The organism is Streptomyces purpurogeneiscleroticus (assembly GCF_020024005.1).
GTDB classification, from domain to species: domain Bacteria; phylum Actinomycetota; class Actinomycetes; order Streptomycetales; family Streptomycetaceae; genus Streptomyces; species Streptomyces purpurogeneiscleroticus.
The window spans coordinates 14974-32277 of record NZ_NHSG01000312.1; the positions used below are offsets into that span (position 1 = coordinate 14974).

General features: G+C 73.4%; 12 protein-coding genes and 1 pseudogene. 6 read left to right on the top strand and 7 right to left on the bottom strand.

All coding sequences use genetic code 11. The features are described 5' to 3' along the window. Positions 1 to 24: 24 nt before the first annotated feature. The 6 genes and pseudogenes from CCS38_RS20170 to CCS38_RS20200 form a co-directional block, all read right to left on the bottom strand. The gene (locus CCS38_RS20170) at positions 25 to 960 is read right to left on the bottom strand and encodes a ribokinase (protein ID WP_223734703.1); all 936 of its coding nucleotides are present in this window, start codon (positions 958 to 960) and stop codon (positions 25 to 27) included. Positions 961 to 1197: 237 nt separating this feature from the next. After that, a pseudogene (locus CCS38_RS35735) lies at positions 1198 to 3167 on the bottom strand (ABC transporter permease/substrate-binding protein). Further along, positions 3157 to 4743, bottom strand: coding sequence for a sugar ABC transporter ATP-binding protein (locus CCS38_RS20185; RefSeq protein WP_223734706.1), 1587 nt, complete (start codon positions 4741 to 4743; stop codon positions 3157 to 3159). The pseudogene CCS38_RS35735 and the gene CCS38_RS20185 overlap by 11 nt, the downstream one beginning before the upstream one ends. Further along, the gene (locus tag CCS38_RS20190) at positions 4740 to 5951 is read right to left on the bottom strand and encodes a LacI family DNA-binding transcriptional regulator (RefSeq protein ID WP_223734707.1); all 1212 of its coding nucleotides are present in this window, start codon (positions 5949 to 5951) and stop codon (positions 4740 to 4742) included. Before CCS38_RS20190 ends, CCS38_RS20185 begins: the two co-directional genes overlap by 4 nt. Positions 5952 to 6286: 335 nt before the next feature. After that, entirely contained in the window at positions 6287 to 6715 is a 429-nt protein-coding gene (locus tag CCS38_RS20195; RefSeq protein ID WP_030618270.1) for an organic hydroperoxide resistance protein, read from the bottom strand. Positions 6716 to 6876: 161 nt separating this feature from the next. Beyond that, positions 6877 to 7896, bottom strand: coding sequence for an NADP-dependent oxidoreductase (locus CCS38_RS20200; RefSeq protein WP_223734708.1), 1020 nt, complete (start codon positions 7894 to 7896; stop codon positions 6877 to 6879). 96 nt (positions 7897 to 7992) lie between these two features. Between CCS38_RS20200 and CCS38_RS20205 the strand changes: the two genes are divergently transcribed. Then, the gene (locus tag CCS38_RS20205) at positions 7993 to 8490 is read left to right on the top strand and encodes a MarR family winged helix-turn-helix transcriptional regulator (RefSeq protein ID WP_223734709.1); all 498 of its coding nucleotides are present in this window, start codon (positions 7993 to 7995) and stop codon (positions 8488 to 8490) included. Positions 8491 to 8494: 4 nt separating this feature from the next. Next, positions 8495 to 9118 (top strand): mycothiol-dependent nitroreductase Rv2466c family protein, encoded by a 624-nt coding sequence (locus tag CCS38_RS20210; RefSeq protein ID WP_223734710.1) that lies wholly within the window; start codon positions 8495 to 8497, stop codon positions 9116 to 9118. A 113-nt stretch (positions 9119 to 9231) separates the two neighbouring features. Here the strand turns inward: CCS38_RS20210 and CCS38_RS20215 are convergent, their stop codons facing one another. Beyond that, the gene (locus tag CCS38_RS20215; RefSeq protein ID WP_223734711.1) at positions 9232 to 9378 is read right to left on the bottom strand and encodes a hypothetical protein; all 147 of its coding nucleotides are present in this window, start codon (positions 9376 to 9378) and stop codon (positions 9232 to 9234) included. A 270-nt stretch (positions 9379 to 9648) separates the two neighbouring features. Here CCS38_RS20215 and pgfA point away from each other — a divergent pair, with 270 nt between their 5' ends. The 4 genes from pgfA (at position 9649) to CCS38_RS20235 (ending at position 17278) form a co-directional block, all read left to right on the top strand. Beyond that, the gene (gene pgfA / locus CCS38_RS20220) at positions 9649 to 10683 is read left to right on the top strand and encodes a cell envelope lipid trafficking protein PgfA (RefSeq protein WP_223734712.1); all 1035 of its coding nucleotides are present in this window, start codon (positions 9649 to 9651) and stop codon (positions 10681 to 10683) included. Between the two features lie 106 nt (positions 10684 to 10789). Next, the gene (locus CCS38_RS20225; RefSeq protein ID WP_223734713.1) at positions 10790 to 11974 is read left to right on the top strand and encodes a glycosyltransferase family 4 protein; all 1185 of its coding nucleotides are present in this window, start codon (positions 10790 to 10792) and stop codon (positions 11972 to 11974) included. A 7-nt stretch (positions 11975 to 11981) separates the two neighbouring features. Further along, the gene (locus CCS38_RS20230; protein ID WP_223734714.1) at positions 11982 to 12707 is read left to right on the top strand and encodes a class I SAM-dependent methyltransferase; all 726 of its coding nucleotides are present in this window, start codon (positions 11982 to 11984) and stop codon (positions 12705 to 12707) included. Then, entirely contained in the window at positions 12704 to 17278 is a 4575-nt protein-coding gene (locus CCS38_RS20235; RefSeq protein WP_223734715.1) for an alpha-(1->3)-arabinofuranosyltransferase domain-containing protein, read from the top strand. Before CCS38_RS20230 ends, CCS38_RS20235 begins: the two co-directional genes overlap by 4 nt. The last annotated feature ends 26 nt before the right edge of the window (positions 17279 to 17304 follow it).

Consider the following 17304-nt stretch of genomic DNA (forward strand, 5'->3'; position numbering starts at 1 on the left):
CGCGTGACCGTGCCTGCCCGCGCCTCAGCCCTCCGGCAGTTCGTCCGGCGTCGGATAAGACGGCTGAGCCCCAGGCTTGGTGACCGCCGCGGCCCCCACCCGCACCGCGTAGCGCGCAGCCGTGGCCAAGGACTCGCCGCGAGCGAGGCGGGTGGCAAGGGCACCGGTAAAGGCGTCGCCCGCCCCCGTGGTGTCCACGGCCGTCACCTTCACGCCCGGTACAGCCGCTTCCCCGTCCGCGTCCAGGACGTACGCACCGTCGCCGCCGAGCGTGACGACGACCGAGCGGGCGCCGAGTTCGCGCAGTGCGCGGGCCCAGTCCGCCGGGCCGCCGTCCGCCGCGCCGGAGATCCGGCGCGCCTCGTGCTCGTTGACCACCAGCGGATCGGCGGCGGCGATCAGCTCCGAGGACAGGCTCTCGGGCGCCGGTGACGGGTTGAGGACGACACGGGTGCCGGCCTCGCGTGCCACGGCGGCCGTGGCCTCCACGGACTCGATCGGGATCTCCAGCTGGAGGGAGACCACGGCGGCGCCCGCGATCACCTCACGGGCCGCGGCGATGTCCTCCGGGCCGAGCGCCGCGTTAGCGCCGAGCGAGACGACGATGCTGTTGTCGCCGTCCGCACCGACGATGATCATCGCGGTGCCGGTGCGGGCCTCCGGGTCGGCGATGACGTGCCGTACATCGGTACCGGCCGCGCGCTGGGCGTTCAGCAGCAGCTCGCCGTACGCGTCCCCGCCGATCCGCGCCAGCAGCGCGACCCGGCCGCCGAGCCGGGCAGCGGCGGCGGCCTGGTTGGCGCCCTTGCCGCCCGCCGACTCGACCAGGTCCGTACCGAGCACGGTCTCGCCCGCGTCCGGCCGCCGGTCCACCCGGACCGTCAGGTCGGCATTGGCCGAGCCCACCACCAGCACGTCGTAGTCGTAGCCGTCGCTGTGGTCGTCGTTGTGTGCGTCCACGTCCGCCGTTTCCATTCTTCGTTCACTGCCGGACGGCGGTGTGCCACCGCCCGGTGTCCTACTGCCGTCGCCGCGGCCGTCCGTCGTGCCGCCCCGCGGCCGTCCGTCGCACCTCGCCGCGGCCGTCCGTCGTGCCGCACCACGGTCATTCCTCGCACCGCGCCGCGGTCACTCCTCGTGCCGCACCGCGGTCACTCCTCGTGCCGCACCGCGGTCACTCCTCGCACCGCACCACGGTCATCCGTCGTACCGCGCCGCGTTCTTCTCGGTCACCAGTACCACCGGCACCTTCACCTGCTTCGGCAGCGGCTGGTGCCGGGCGGCCTTCAGGGCCCAGTCCACGGCCTGCTTGCCGAGCAGCTTCGGCTGCTGCGCGACGGTCGCCGTCAGCGTCCCATCCCGTACCGCCTTGATGCCGTCCGGCGTGCCGTCGAAGCCCACGACCCGCACGTCCTTGCCGGACTTCGCACCGAGCGCCTTCGACGCGCCGAGCGCCATCTCGTCGTTGGCGGCGAAGACACCGGCGATGTCGCGGTGCGCCTGGAGCATATTGGACATCACGTCCATGCCCTTGGTGCGATCGAAGTCGGCGGGCTGCCGCGCGACGACCTGGATACCGGGGTACTTCTTGATGCCCTCCTCGAAGCCCTGGCCGCGCTCGCGCGCCGCCGAGGTGCCCGGCTGGCCTTCGAGGAACGCCACCTTGCCCTTGCCGCCGAGCGATTCGGCGAGCGTCTTCGCGGCGAGCCGGCCGCCCGCGACATTGTCGGAGGCGATGGTCGAGCCGACCTTTCCGCCGTTCACGCCGCGGTCCAGGGAGATCACGGGGACGTCGGCGCGGTTGGCGACGCCGACGGCCGGTACGGCGGCGTCGGAGTCGACCGGGTTGATGATCGCGGCCTTGACGTTCTGGCTGGTGAACGTTTCCAGCTGGTTGATCTGCTGGGTGGGGTCGTTCTGCGCGTCGGTGATGTTGATCTTCAGCCCGCGCGCCTCGGCCTCGGCCTGCGCGCCTTCCTTGATGCCCACGAAGAACGGGTTGTTCATGGTGGACAGGGCGAGGCCGAGGTCGGTGTTCCCGCCGCGGTCGCAGCCACTGAGGGCGAGGGCGGCCAGTACGGCGCCCACCACCCCGAGCGCTCCCGTACGCCGGCTCATCGCAAGCCCCTTCACGGCGTGCCCCTTCTCCGCACGCCCCCTCACCGCGCGCTCCGCCGCCGCAGCGTGTCCAGCAGGACCGCGAGGGCGATGACCAGGCCGGTGGCGACCTGCTGCCAGAACGCGGAGACGCTCAGCAGGTTCAGGCCGTTGCGCAGCACCGCGAGGATCAGCGCGCCGATGAGCGTGCCGGACGCCTTGCCGGAGCCGCCGGAGAGGCTGGCGCCGCCGATGACGACGGCCGCGATGGCGTCCAGTTCGTAACCGGTGGCGGCCTGCGGCTGGGCGGAGGTGAGCCGCGCCGCGAGGACGATGCCCGCGACGGCGGCGAACAGCCCGGACAGCGCGTAGATGACGAGCTTGCGCTGCTTGACGTTGATACCGGAGAGCCGGGCGGCCTCCTCGTTGCCGCCGATGGCGAACATCGCGCGGCCTGTGTACGTACGGGCCAGTACCAGCGCCGCGATCAGCCCCATCACGATCATGACGAGGACGGGCACCGGCAGCCAGCCGCCGAGCGTGTCACCGAGCTTGCTGACCGAGGCGGGGAACGCGATCGGCGAGCCGCCGGATATCACCAGCGCGAGGCCGCGGCCGACGGACAGCATCGCGAGGGTGGCGATGAAGGCGGGCAGCTTGCCGTACGCGACGAGCGCGCCGGACAGCAGGCCCGCCGCCGCGCCGACCACCAGCCCGAGCAGTACGGCGACGATCACCGGCAGGCCCTCGGTGGTGGCCGCCCAGGCCACGACCGTCGCCGAGAGGGCCGCGACCGAGCCGACGGACAGGTCGATGCCGGCCGAGACGATCACGAAGGTGACGCCGAAGGCCAGGATCGCGGTGACCGACGCCTGGACGCCGACGTTGAGGAGGTTCTGCCCGTTCAGGAAGTCCCTGGACAGCACCGCCATCACCACGACCAGCGCGATCAGGCCGCCCAGCGGCCCGTTCCGCAGCACCGCGCGGGAGAACCACGGCCCGAAACCTTCCCGGTCCGGCGCCTCACCCACCGCCTCGGCGGCGGCTCCCGTCTTCACCTCAGCGGACATCGGAGCCCTCCATCGCGCTCTCGTCATGGTTCGTCGTGTCGTCCGGCGCTGCCTGGAGCGCCAGCTCCATCACCGCGTCCTGGGTGGCCTCGGCCGCCGGCAGTTCGCCGGCCAGCCGGCCCTGGGACATCACCAGCACCCGGTCGCTCATGCCGAGCACCTCGGGCAGGTCGCTGGAGATCATCAGGACGGCCCGGCCGGACGCCGTCAGTTCGTTGATCAGCTGGTAGATCTCGACCTTCGCGCCGACGTCGATGCCGCGCGTCGGCTCGTCGAGGATCAGCAGCCGGGTGTCGGTCAGCAGCCACTTGCCGATGACGATCTTCTGCTGGTTGCCGCCGGAGAGGGTGCGGGCGCTCTGCCCGAGCCCGCTCATCCGTACCTTCAACTGGCCTGCCACGCGTGCCGCTTCGCGCCGCTGCGCACCGCGGTCCACCAGGCCGCCGCGGGTGTCCCGGTCCAGCCGGGCGAGGGTGAGGTTGTCCTGCAGCGAGGCGTCCAGTACCAGGCCCTGGCCCTTGCGGTCCTCGGGTACCAGCCCGAGCCCGGCCCGCATGGCGGCACGCACATCGCCGCGGGCCAGCTCCGTACCGTCGATCTCGACCGTGCCGGCATCGTAGGCGTCCACCCCGAAGATCGCCCGGGCGACCTCGGTACGGCCCGCGCCCACCAGCCCGGCGAGGCCGACGACCTCCCCGGCCCGCACCTCGAAGCCGACGTCCTGGAACACCGGCAGGCCCTTGGGCCCGTTACGGGACAGCCCGCGCACCCGCAGCAGGGGCGCGCCCGGCTCCTCGGGGCGCTGCCGCGGGTACTGCTCGGCGATGTCCCGGCCGACCATGAGGCGGATCAGCTCGTCCTCGTCGGTGGACGCGGGCACCTCGTCGACGGACCGGCCGTCGCGCAGCACGGTGACCCGGTCGCCGAGCGCGCCGATCTCGTCCAGGTGGTGGGTGATGAAGATGATGCCGACGCCGGACTCGCGCAGCTCGCGGACGAGCCCGAAGAGCGTTTCCACCTCCTCGGAGGTGAGGACGGCGGTGGGCTCATCCATGATCAGTATTCGCGCTTCGAGACTCAGCGCCTTGGCGATTTCGACCATCTGGAGCCGGGCGATGCCCAGTTCGGCGACGGGCGTGTTCGGGGAGACGTCCAGCCGTACCCGCTTCAGCAGTTCGGCGGCGCGGGCCCGCATGGTCTTCCTGTCGACCAGGCCGAGCGCGGTGCGCGGCTGCCGGCCGAGGAAGATGTTCTCGGCGACGGTGAGACCGGGGACGAGGTTGAACTCCTGGTAGATGGTGGCGATGCCGAGCCGTTCGGCGTCCTGGGCCGAGCGGATGGCGACTTCGTCGCCGCCGACCACGATGCGCCCCGTATCCGGGCGGTGCGCGCCGGAGAGCATCTTGATCAGGGTGCTCTTGCCCGCGCCGTTCTCGCCGAGGAGTACATGCACCTCGCCGGCGCGCAGGCTCATGTCCACACCGTCCAGGGCGCGCACACCGGGGAACGACTTCGTCACCCCCTCCACACGCAGCAGTTCGCGGCCGCCCGGCACGTCGTCATTGACGCCGGTCATGCGCTGCCCCTCTCGTTGTGGGTATCGGTGTCGCTGTGGCTATGGCTGTGGCTGTGGCTGTCGGTGTCGGTATCGCTGTCGTCGGTGGTGCGGGGGTCGTCCGCCGGCTGCGGGGCGTGGGGCGCGTGCTCCGGTACCGGTTCGTGGCGTTCGTCCGCCGGTACCGGCGCGCGGGGTGCGTCGACCGGCTCCGGCGCGCGGGCCTCGTGCGCCGGTGCCGGTTCGCCGCAGGAGTGGCGCGGTACGAGGCGGGCCGGGAGCAGTACGGACTCGGCGGGCCTGCCCTCGATCCGCTCCAGCAGGGTGTGCACGGCGGCCCGGCCCAGCTCGCGGGTGGGCTGCGCGATGGCGGTCAGCGGCGGGTCGGTGTGCCGGAACCACGGCACGTCGTCGTAGACCACCAGCGCCACGTCGTCCGGTACGCGCAGGCCGCGCGCCCGGATCTCGTCCATCGCGCCGAGCGCCATCAGGTTGTCCGTGGCGAGCACCGCGTCCGGCGGCTCGGGGAGGTCCAGGAAGCCGCGCATGACCCGGCGGCCGCCGGTGTGCTGGAGGTCGGGCGTGGCGCCGACCCGCTCGTCGGGCAGCTCGATGCCGTACGGGCGCAGCGCCTCACGGAAGAACCGCAGCCGGTCGGCGCCGGTGCGGGTGCCGGCCGGCGCGACGATGATCGCGGGGCGGCGGCGGCCGAGCGCGGCGAAGTGCGCGGCGAGGTCGGCGAGCGCCGCCCGGCCGTCGGCCCGTACGCAGGGCACGTCGAGCCCGTCGACGGCGCGGTCGAGCAGGACCAGCGGGGTACCGGCCGCGGCGACCTCGCGCAGTACGGGCGAACCGGTACCGGCCGAGCTGACCAGCAGGCCGTCGATCCGCCGGTCGATGAGCGTACGGATGTGGTCGTCCTGCTGCTGCGGGCTCTCGCCGGCGTTGCCGATGACCAGGCTGTAGCCGAGGCTGCGGGCCTCGACCTCCACGGCGTCGGCGAGCTCGGTGAAGAACGGGTTGGTGAGGTCGCCGATCAGCAGGCCGAGCGCGCCGGTGCGGGCGGTGCGCAGGGCGCGGGCGACGTTGTTGGGCCGGTAGCCGAGCTCGGCGACGGCGGCGAGCACGCGGTCGCGGGTGGCCGCGACGGGCGAGAGGCCATTGAGTACGCGGGAGACGGTGGCCACGGAGACGCCGGCCCGCTCGGCCACGTCCTTGATGTTCGCCATGGCGCCCTCGCCCTCCCGCTCTGATCCAGTTCTGTCGCATGTAATCGATTACTCGCACTGCAGTGGGGCTACGTAATCGATTACACGGGTGTGGCGTCAAGGTTTCGCAAGTGTCGCCTGCGTCACATGAGGCTGGGAGGTGGGGGCCGCCGTGGATGGCATGGATGGCCTGGATGCCGTCGATGGCGAAGACGGGGAAGACGGCAAAGATGACGAAGACAGCGAACGGTGCGGGCGGGACCGAGGCCGCTGGTCGGCGGCCCGCCACAGACGGCAAAGGGCCGCACCCCGGCGGGGGTGCGGCCCTTCGTGCGGCGTGCGCCGCGCGTCACGGGTCAGGCGACGGTCAGCGTGACCTCGATGTTGCCGCGGGTGGCGTTCGAGTACGGGCAGACCTGGTGCGCCTTCTCCACCAGCGCCTTCGCGGTGTCCGCGTCGACGTTCGGGATCGAGGCCGAGATCTCGACCTTGAGGCCGAAGCCGCCGGCCGGGGTCTTGCCTATGCCGACCTTGGCGGTCACCTGCGAGCCGGAGACGTCCGCCTTCTCCTGGCGGGCCACGACGCTCAGCGCGCCCTGGAAGCAGGCGCTGTACCCGGCGGCGAAGAGCTGCTCGGGGTTGGTGCCGGCGCCGCTGCCGCCCTGCTCCTTGGGCGGGTTGACGACGACATCGAGCTTGCCGTCGTCGGAGGCGACACGGCCGTCACGGCCGTTCTCCGCCGTGGCGACAGCGGTGTAGACGACGTCGACGGGCTGGATGGACATACGGATTCCTCCTGTACGTACGCCGCGACTCGCGCCCACGATCGCGACGGCTTGCCCCCGAGCCTAACGGGCGGCCACAAGAGGGCCACGAGCAAGGGGGCTTGACGATTTCCTCAGCCACCGGTAAGGCGGTGGCTGTCTCCGGCAACTGCCGTGGCGCGTCAGGCGGGCAGGCTGACGACCATCTTGCCGGTGTTCTCGCCGCGGAGGAGGCCGAGGAACGCCTCGACGCCGTTCTCGATGCCCTCCACGAACGTCTCGCGGTACTTGAGCTCGCCGGACCGCACCCAGGCGGAGACCTCCTCGACGAACTTCGGCTGGAGGTCGTAGTGGTCCCCGACCAGCAGCCCCTCCATGCGGAAGCGCTTGGCGATGATCTGGGCCAGATTGCGCGGGGCCGGGGTCGGCTCGGTCGCGTTGTACTGGGAGATCATGCCGCAGACGGCGATGCGGCCGTGGAGGTTCAGCGCCGCGATGGCCGCCTCCAGGTGGTCCCCGCCGACGTTGTCGAAGTAGACGTCGATGCCGTCGGGGGCGGCCTCCTTGAGCTGGTCCTTCACCGGGCCGTTCTTGTAGTTGAACGCCGCGTCGAAGCCGTACTCCTCCAGGAGGACCTTGACCTTCTCGTCCGAACCGGCCGAGCCGATCACCCGGGACGCGCCCTTGAGCTTGGCGATCTGGCCGACCTGGCCGCCGACCGCACCCGCCGCGCCGGAGACGAAGACCGCGTCGCCCTCCTTGAAGTCCGCGACCCGCAGCAGACCCGCGTAGGCGGTCAGTCCGGGCATGCCCAGCACACCGAGGTAGGTGCTCAGCGGGGCGGCCTCGGGGTCGACCTGCACCGCGGACTTCGCATTGACCGTGGCGTACTCGCGCCAGCCGAGGAAGTGCAGGACGTGATCGCCGACCTGGAAGCCCTCGGCGTTGGAGGCGATGACCTCGCCGACCGCGCCGCCCTGCATGGGCTTGTCCAGCTCGAACGGCTCGACGTACGACTTCGCCGTGCTCATGCGGCCGCGCATGTACGGGTCGACGGAGAAGTGGATGTTGCGGACCAGGACCTGGCCCTCGCCGGGCTCGGTGACCGGCGCCTCGCGCAGGGCGAAGTCGGCCGGGGTCGGCCAGCCCTGCGGGCGGGCGACGAGGTGCCATTCGCGGCCGGTCGTGGGGAGTGCAGACATGCCCGGAGCCTCCTGATGCGGCAGATGCTTCATGTACTGAAACAACCATGCTCCTGAATATTTCATGTTGTCAAGCAACCGGGTATCCTCATCTGTATGACGCCTCGCACCGACCCGTTGACCCTCGAGGTCGTGGAACTGATCGGCACCGTCGTCGCCCGTTACCACGAGGAGTACGAGCACGCGGCGGCCGAGCATGCACTCACGGGTGCCCAGGCACGGGTGCTGGGCCTCCTCGCGCGCGAGCCGCTGCCCATGCGCCGCATCGCGCAGCGCCTGAAGTGCGAGCCGTCGAACGTCACGGGGATCGTGGACCGCCTGGAGTCCCGCGGTCTGGTCGAGCGCCGCCCCGACCCGGCCGACCGCCGCGTGAAGCTCGCCGCGCCGACCGAGGAGGGCCGGAGCACGGCGGAGGAGCTGCGGGCCGCGCTCGGCTTCGCGCGCGAGCCGCTGGGCGGGCTGACGTTCGCCGAGCGGACGGTGCTCAAGGAGCTGCTGCGGCGGATGCTGGGGATGGACGCCGACGACGGTGCGGAGGACACGGCCGGCGCTGCCGGTACCGACCCCGGAGAGGGTGCTGCGCCTCTACGGTGAGGCCATGAGTCCCGAAAACAGCCGCACTGCCGTCGATTTCTACTTCGACCCGCTCTGCCCCTTCGCCTGGATCTCCTCCCGCTGGATCCTCGAAGTGGAGCGCCACCGCGACCTGGACCTGCGCTTCCGGGTCATGAGCCTGGCCGTCCTGAACGAAGGCCGGGAGGACCTCCCCGAGCAGTACAAAGAGCTGCTCGAACGGGGCTGGGGCCCGGTCCGCGTCTGCATCGCCGCGGCCCAGCAGCGCGGCGAGGAGGTGCTGCGCGACCTGTACACCGCGCTCGGCACGCGCATCCACAACGAGGGCCGCGGCGAGGAGCTGGATGCCGTGATGGCGGAGGCGCTGGCCGAGGTGGGGCTCCCCGCCGAGCTGGCCGAGGCGGCCCGCAGCACCGCGTACGACAAGGCGCTGCGCGCGAGCCACCACGAAGGCATGGACCCGGTCGGCTACGAGGTCGGCACGCCCACGATCCACATCGACGGCGTGGCCTTCTTCGGCCCCGTACTGTCCGCGATCCCGCGCGGCGAGGAAGCGGTGCGGGTCTTCGACGGCGCTCGCCTGCTCGCCGGTTACGACAAGTTCTTCGAGCTGAAGCGGACCCGCACCGGCGACCTGGACTTCAGCTGACCCGAAGGCGCGCCGCTGCTCCAGAGGGCATGCGACAGCCGGCCCGTAGGCGCGGCGGCTGACCCGTGAGTGCGGCGCCGCTCGCCGCACCGGGCGCGCGGCGCCCCCGCCCCCTACTCACCGGTCCGTTCGAAGGTGACCAGCGGGACGTTCGGCTGCTCCGGTGTGGCGTGCAGCACGGCGACGGCGCCGAGGCCCGCGCCGACGGCCAGCGCGGCGGCGGCCAGGCAGGTCAGAGCGGCGGCGAGCAGTCGTGGCATGGCGCGGCGGACCCTTCGTCGTCGTACCTCACCGCCATGTGCGGCGCCCAGAGTCTTGGCGGGCGCTGACGGGGTGTCAAGGCGCGCCTACTGCGCCCGGCCCAGGGCCGGGTACGACCGCCGGAACGCTTTCGGCCCGCTTCCGTGCCCGTTCGGCCCACCTCCGGGCACCCGCACCCGGCCCGGCAGGTGCGCCGCTACGGTGTGCCGCTCGGAGCCCGGCACGGGCTCTCAGGGAGTGCCCCGCGCCTGCCTCACAGGAGTGCCCGTATGCGGAAGACTGCCTCACCCCTGTCTCTGACCCTGCTCGGCAGCGGCGTGTTCCTGCTGGTCCTGGCGGCGATGCTGACCTGGTACGTCGAGCCGCGGACGAAGCGGACCCCCGTGGACGTCGACGTCACCACGGTGCTCACCGGCACCGGGCGCTACTTCGAGACCGAGGACCTGGAGACCAGAAAGGGCCGTCTCACGATCACCCGGCACGTGCTCGGTGACGTGGCGGACAGCGAGCGCACCGGGCGGGCCGTCTGGGACGTGTCCACGACCATCGATACGCCGCGGACGCTGCGCCTGAAGGACCCACGCAAGGCGCTCCTGTGGACCACCGGGCGCTGGGTCGCCGACCGGCGGACGAACGAGCCGGTGCACTGCTGTGGCGAGTCCCCCGCGCGCTACGAGGGCGAGGCGTACCTGAAGTTCCCCTTCGATGTGCAGCGGCGCACCTACCGGTGGTGGGACGACACGCTCCGGGAGGCGGTGCCGCTGCGGTACTCCGGGACGCAGCGGGTCGCGGGGTACCGGGGCTACGTCTTCACCGGCTCGGTGCCGGCGGCCAGGACCGGCACCCGCCAGGTGCCGGGCAGGTTCGTGGACCGGCCGCGGCAGCCGCAGATCCAGGCCGAGGAGTGGTACGCCAACGCCGGGATCCGGCTGGTCGTCGACCCGCTGAGCGGCCGGATCATCGACTCGGTGACCTCGCCGCGCAGGACGCTGCGGCCGCCCGGCGGGCAGCGGGACGTCGTCACGCTGCTGGACGCCCGCCGACTCCGCTTCACGCCCGCCACCCGCCGGGCCCAGGCGGCCCGGGCGGAAGCGGACGCCACGAAGCGGGAGCTGATCGGTGAAACGGTCCCGCAGTGGGCGGCCCGAGCGGGCGGCGTACTGGCCCTGGCGGGCGCGGTACTGGTCGCCATCGGGCGGCGGCCACGCCCCGAGGCCGCCCGTCGCGCGGACGAACCTGAGGGCGCGGGGCCGGAGTTCGCCGCTCCGGTGCCCGGCCGCGACGAAGAACGCGGCGCACACTGACCGCCCACGGGCCACCGGCGCTTTCCGGTCGGCTCATTCCGCACGGCTCAGTACGCAGTACGTCCCCCACCCTGGGTACCGCACCCTGAGACGAGTGGGAGCGCAGATGCCCCAGCACGTGCCACCGCTGCCCCACGCCCCTGCCCTGGAGCCCGCGAGCCCCTGGCGCGAGCCGCTGCGCCCGCACGCCCGCAGACCGCCCCGTGCGGCGCCACAGCCCGTTCCGCGCCGCATCGTCTTCCTCGCCCGCCGGGACCTCGGCAACCCCGCTGCGGGCGGCTCCGAACTGCTCGTCGACCGCCTCGCCGACGGGCTCACCGCCCTGGGCCACCAGGTCACCCTGCTGTGCGGCGGACCGGCCGCGCACCGCGGCTACCGAGTGATCTCGGCGGGCGGCGACGCGAGCCACTTCCTGCGTGCGCGCGGCCGGTTCGCCCGCCGGGTCGGCGGCTGCGACCTGCTGGTGGAGGTCTGCAACGGCATGCCGTACCTGGCGCCCCTGTGGCACAGCGGCCCGACCCTGTGTCTGGTCAACCACGTCCACACCGACCTGTGGGGGCTGCGCTGCCCGGCGCCCGCCGCCTTCCTGGGGCGCCACCTGGAGCGGTGGGCGCTGGCCGGCACCCATCGCGGCAACCTGATGGTCGCGGTCTCCGGGTCGACCGCCGAGGCGCTGCACGGCCTCGGTGTGCCGCCGGACCGCGTCCGGCTGGTCCACAACGGCGTCGAGCAGCCGGGTCCGCTGCTCCCGAAATCCCCCGAACCGCTGTTCCTGGCCATGGGCAGACTCGTCGAGTACAAGCGGATCGGCCTGCTCCTGCGGCTGTGGGAGCGGGTACGGCCGGTCACCGGGGGCCGCCTCGTCATCGTCGGGGACGGGCCCGAGCGGCGCCGTCTGGAGGCCCTGGCGGGCCCCGGCGTCCGCTTCACGGGCCGCGTCACCGAACGGGAGAAGCACGAGCTGCTCTGCCGCGCCTGGCTGTTGCTGCACCCCTCGCTGGTCGAGGGCTGGGGCCTGGTGGTCATGGAGGCCGCTGCCCGGCGCACCCCGACCGTCGGCTTCGACATACCGGGCCTGCGCGACTCCGTACTGGACGGGGTGACCGGGCTGCTCGCACGGGGGGAGAGCGCGTTCGCCGCCCACTGGTGCGCGCTCGCCTTCAGCCCGGAGCGCCGCCACGCGCTGGGCCGCGCGGCCGAGTTGCGCGCCGCGCGCTTCCGGTGGAGCGCCACGGTCTGCAGCTTCCGCGCGGTGGCCGCTGAGGCCGTGTACACGGCACGGGGGCGGTGAAGCGGCGGTGCGCGATCCTTCGCTGCGCAGGTCCCTCGCCCTCCTCCGCGCCTTCCGGCACGAGCAGACCGACCCCGAGGGCTGTTACGGGCTGCTTGCCCGGGACGCGGCCGACCAGCTCGAACGGTACGCCCCGCTGGCCGGGGCCGTGGTGGCCGATGTCGGCGGCGGCGCGGGGCACTTCACCGAGGAGTTCCGCCGCCGCGGCGCGCTCGCGGTGCTCCTCGAACCGGACCCGGCCGAACTGTATCCGCGCGGCGCACCGCCGGAAGGCGCGGTGCGCGCCGACGGCTATCTGCTGCCGCTCGCGGACGGCACGGCCGACATCTGCTTCTCCTCCAACGTCCTCGAACACGTCGCCGACCCGCGTACCTTCCTCAGCGAGATGGTGCGGGTCACCCGCCCCAATGGGCTGATCTACGTCGCCTTCACCAACTGGCTGTCCCCCTGGGGCGGCCACGAGACGGCGCCCTGGCACTACCTGGGCGCGCGCCGGGCCCGCGACCGTTACCGGCGGCGCACCGGGCGCAGCCCCAAGCACGTCCTCGGTGAGAACCTCTTCGCTCTTCATGTCGGGCCCACGCTGCGCCAGGTACGGGCCCGCCGGGACATCGAGGTGCTCGCCGCGCGGTCCCGCTATGCGCCGTTCCTGGCCGGCGCCGTCGCCCGCCTGCCCGGCGTGCGCGAGGTCGCCACCTGGAACCTCCTTCTCATACTCCGGCGGTTGCCATGACCCAGACGCTCGCCACCTCGCGCTCTCCGGGCTCGCCCGCCCCGGGGAGCACCCCGACGCCCGCGCCCGGGGAGCCGCCACCGGAGCGGCCACGGCGGCGGAGCTGGCTGCTGGCCTTCTGGGCGGCCGCCTTCGTCGCCTTCCTGGCACCGTCACCGGGCCGGATGACCTTCGAGACCAAGCTCGCCGTGGCGCTGGCCCCGTGGCGGTTCCTCGTCGACCTCGGGGACCTGTGGCACGACCGGGCCGGGTTCGGCGGCCTCGCCGACCAGTACATCGGCTACGCCTTCCCGATGCTCCCGTACTACGCGCTGGCCGACCTGGCGCACCTGCCGGTCTGGATCGCCGAACGGCTGTGGCTGTCCCTGGTGGTGACCACCGCCTTCTGGGGCGCGCTGCGGCTGGCCGAGCGCCTGAGGGTGGGCAGCCCGCCGTCCCGGTTGCTGGGCGCCGCCGCGTATGCGCTGTGGCCAGCCTTCACCATCGTCATCGGCTCCACGTCCGCGGCCGCGCTGCCGGGCGCGGTCCTCCCGTGGGTCCTGCTGCCGCTGGCGGACGGGCGCCGCACCGCGCGCCTGGCGGCGGCCCGTTCGGCGCTGCTGATCCCCTTCATGGGCGGCGTCAACGCGGCCTCCACGCTCGCCGCGCTGCTGCCCGCGCTGCTGTACGTGCTCACCCGTACCGGCTCCCGGAGGTGGCGGCTCCTGGCCTGGTGGCTGCCGGGCGTGGTGCTGGCCACCGCATGGTGGTCGATACCGCTGCTCCTCCTGGGCCTGCACGGCGAGAACTTCATGCCGTACATCGAGCAGGCCGACACCACCACCGCCACCATGTCGGCCACCGAACTGCTGCGCGGCGCCGGGAACTGGGTCGCGTACCTGAACTTCGGCGAGCCCTGGCTGCCGGCCGGCTGGACGCTGGTCGCCGGGGCCTTCACGGTGCTCGGCACCGCGCTCGTCGCCGCGCTGGGCCTGGCCGGACTCGCCCGCCGGGACCTGCCCGAGCGGCGCTGGCTGCTGCTGACGGTGCTGGCCGTCGTGGCGGTCGCGCTGGCGGGGTACGGGGGCGCGCTGGGCGGCCCGCTGCACGAGCAGGTGCGCGCCTGGCTGGACGGGCCGCTGCAGCCGTTCCGCAACGTCTACAAGTTCGCGCCGGGCCTCGCGCTCGCGCTGGCGTACGGGCTGGCGCACCTCACGGGCGCGGCATACGGGCCGCGCGAGCGCCGTCCGGTACGCGGCGGCCGGTGGTACGTGCCCCTGATCGTCGCGTTCCTGCTGCTCCCGGCCCTCGCCCTGCCCTACCTGAACGGCACGGTCCTGCAGTCCGGTGCCTTCACGCGGCTGCCCGCCCACTGGCAGCGCACCGCCGACTGGCTGAAGGAGCACAGCCCCGACGACCGCGCGCTGGTCGTCCCCGCCACCGCGCACGGCCTGTACACCTGGGGCTCCCCCATCGACCAGCCGCTGGACGTGCTCGCCGAATCCCGTTGGGCGCAGCGCGACTTCGTCCCCTTCGGGACGAAGGGATCGCGGCGCACGATGGACGCCGTCGAGCAGGCCCTGATGACCGGCTCCGAAGTGCCGGGGCTGCGCGGCTTCCTCAACAGGGCGGGGCTGCACCACGTGGTGGTGCGCAACGATCTGGACCCCGACCAGATCGGGTACGTCCCCCCGCAGACCGTCCGGCGCACCCTCGATGCGTCCGGCTACCGCAAGGTCGCCTCCTTCGGGCCGCTGACCACCAGTGGCCGCATCGCGGCCGACACCCCGGTACAGGTGCAGGGGCTGTACCCGAGGCAGCGCGCGGTGGAGATCTACGAGCCGGTGGGGACCCCGCGGCCCGGGCCCGTCACCGTGAAGGCAGCGGCAGACATCGCACAGCTCAGCGGTGGCCCCGAAGCGCTGCTGCAGTTCGCCGCCGACCCCGGGCTGCGCGACCGGCCGTCCGTACTGACCGGCGACGCGCACCCCGGTGTCGACACTCCGGCGCTCCAGCTCACCGGTGACGGCCTGCGCCGCGCCGATACCCGCTTCGGCCTGGTCAACACCAACACGTCCTACACGTACACCGCCGGCGAGCGGAACGGTCCGGACAGCGTCCAGGACCCCGGCCGCCCGCCGCGCCAGATCCTGCCCGCCCAGGGCATCGAGCACCAGACCACCGCCGTGCTGCGCGGCGCCCGTGCGGTCACCGCGTCCTCCAGCGGCAGCTGGCTCTTCCACCTCCCCCAGTACGACCCGGTGCACGCCTTCGACGGCGACCCGGCCACCGCCTGGGCGGAGGGCAGCGCGGGCGAACCGGTGGGCCAGTGGCTGAGGATCGCCTTCCGCCGCCCCGTGGACGTCCCCGCGACGCTCTCGCTCACCCCGCTGCCCGGGGACGGGCTGCGCGCCGCTCCCACGGCCGTTCGCGTCACCACGGACCGCGGCAGCGCGGTCAGCCAGTTGCGCACCGACGGGCGGCGGCAGCCGGTCAAAGCACCGCCGGGGCGGGCGAAGTGGCTGAAGGTCACCCTCGTGGGGGCGGAACAGCCGCGCCCCGGTGCCTCCGGCGCGGGCATCTCCGAGGTCACCATCCCCGGCGTCCGGGTCACCCGGTTCCTCCGGCTCCCCGCGGACTCCACGTACCCGGACGCGCCCGCCACCACGTACGCGCTGCACCGGGGCAGCGACCCTGGCGGGCTCGCTCCGGGAGCCGCGGAGACCGGGCTGCACCGCCAGTTCCGTACCGGGGCCGACGGCTCGTACCGGGTCTCCGCACAGGCGCTGGCGGTCCCCGGCCGCGCCCTGGACGCGCTGCTCACGAAGGCCGCGCCCGAACAGCGCCGCCGGATCACCGCCACCGCCGACTCCACCAGCACCACGGGGCAGTCGCTCAGCCCGCGCAACCTCGTGGACGGCGATCTGACCACCGCCTGGATCGCCGGGGACACCCCCACGGTCCATCTGCGCTGGCCCGGCAAGAAGAAGATCGACACGATCGTGCTGGGCGCCGCCGGCGGCATCTCGGCGCGCCCCGAACAGATCCTGATCAACTCCCCCTACGGGGCGGCCACCGCCGGGGTCGACGAGAACGGCACGGCCCGCTTCGACCCGATCACCACCGACCGCCTCGACATCACCGTCTCCCGGGTCGCGCCGCTGACCCTGCACAACCCCGTCGCCGGACAGCCGCTCCAACTGCCCGTGGGGCTCAGCGAGATCTACCTCCCGGCCCTCAAGAAGTACCGCACCCCGCCGCCCAAAGAGAGCGCGCGCTTCTCGCTGCCCTGTGGCCGGGGCCCGGACCTCACCATCGACGGCGTCCCGTACGCCACCAAGTCCTCCGGCCTGGTGCGCGACCTGGTGCAGCGCCGCCCGGTCAAGGTCGAGCTGTGCCGTGCGGAGGGCGGCCGGGTCGCCCTGCCGGCCGGGCGGCACCGCGTCGAGGCCGGCGACCGCGGACCGCTCGCGCTGACCGACGTGACGCTCCGCCGCGGCACAGCGGCGCCGACGGCCGTCGCGCCGCGCCGGGTCATCGCGGGCGCTGACTGGTCGGGCGACAGCCGGGACGCCTACGTGGGCCCCGGGCGCGGGGTCTACCTCCAGACGTACGAGAACGCCAACGAGGGCTGGCGCGCCACCCTGGACGGCCGCCCGCTCACCCCGCTGCGGGTGGACGGCTGGCAGCAGGCGTTCCTGATCCCGCCCGGCGGGGGCGGCACGGTTCACCTGTACTACGCGCCGGCCGCGCAGTACCGGATGGGGCTGATCCTCGGGGCCGTCGGCGTGCTCCTGGTGGCGGCGTGCGCGCTGGTACGGCAGCGCAAGAGGGTGGGCGAGGCGCCCGTACCGGTGGTGCCGCCCGCGCCCTCCTGGGTGCTCGGCGTCGTCGTGCTCACCGCCGTGCTGGCACTCGCCACCGGGCCGTACGCGGCGGCCGTACCGGTACTCGCGCTGCTCGCCCGCGTCCGCCCGGGCGTCCTCGCGCCGCTCGCCTTCCTCTCGATGGCGGCGGCCGGCGTCGTCGCGTCCTTCGGGGCGGGCTTCCCGCCCGCGCTCGGCCGCGGCCCGTTCAGCGCCCCGGCCCAGGCCCTCGCCCTGTTCGCCCTGGCGGCGGCGCTGGTGACGGTGCCACCGGGGCGGCTGTGGCCGGCGTCGTGGCGACTGCGGCGGAAGCGGCGGGCGCCGGAGGAGGGGCCGGCCGAGGAGGGCGCGGCCAAGGAGGGAGCCGCTGAGGAGGGCGCACCCGCCCAGGAACCCGCCCCCACACGGCCGCTCCCGGCCGACGAAGGAAGCCCTCCGGGCTCCGAGGACGACACGGCGGTCCTGCCACCCGTACCCGGGGAGGAACCGCCTCCCGAGACGAAGACGCCACCTACCGAGGAGCCGACGCCCCGTCCCAAGAAGGAGACGCCGCCTACCGAGGAGACGCCCCCTCCCGAGGAGCGGACACCGCCTCCTGAGGAGGAAGGACCGCCCCGCCAGGAGGAGACGCAGCGGCCTCCGTTGCCGCGCCGGAAGAAGCGTGACAGCGAGCCGCCCGACAGCGCGCCGCGCGAGGAGAAGGACGGGAAGGAACCCGGCCCATGACCCCCATGACTCCCCTAGCCCCCGAG

Bases quoted from the DNA above. Each gene is read 5' to 3' on its own strand.
- CCS38_RS20185 (WP_223734706.1), bottom strand. From the start codon at position 4,743: ATGACCGGCGTCAATGACGACGTGCCGGGCGGCCGCGAACTGCTGCGT.
- CCS38_RS20190 (WP_223734707.1), bottom strand. From the start codon at position 5,951: ATGGCGAACATCAAGGACGTGGCCGAGCGGGCCGGCGTCTCCGTGGCC.
- CCS38_RS20195 (WP_030618270.1), bottom strand. From the start codon at position 6,715: ATGTCCATCCAGCCCGTCGACGTCGTCTACACCGCTGTCGCCACGGCG.
- CCS38_RS20200 (WP_223734708.1), bottom strand. From the start codon at position 7,896: ATGTCTGCACTCCCCACGACCGGCCGCGAATGGCACCTCGTCGCCCGC.
- CCS38_RS20205 (WP_223734709.1), top strand. From the start codon at position 7,993: ATGACGCCTCGCACCGACCCGTTGACCCTCGAGGTCGTGGAACTGATC.
- CCS38_RS20210 (WP_223734710.1), top strand. From the start codon at position 8,495: ATGAGTCCCGAAAACAGCCGCACTGCCGTCGATTTCTACTTCGACCCG.
- CCS38_RS20215 (WP_223734711.1), bottom strand. From the start codon at position 9,378: ATGCCACGACTGCTCGCCGCCGCTCTGACCTGCCTGGCCGCCGCCGCG.
- pgfA (WP_223734712.1), top strand. From the start codon at position 9,649: ATGCGGAAGACTGCCTCACCCCTGTCTCTGACCCTGCTCGGCAGCGGC.
- CCS38_RS20225 (WP_223734713.1), top strand. From the start codon at position 10,790: ATGCCCCAGCACGTGCCACCGCTGCCCCACGCCCCTGCCCTGGAGCCC.
- CCS38_RS20235 (WP_223734715.1), top strand. From the start codon at position 12,704: ATGACCCAGACGCTCGCCACCTCGCGCTCTCCGGGCTCGCCCGCCCCG.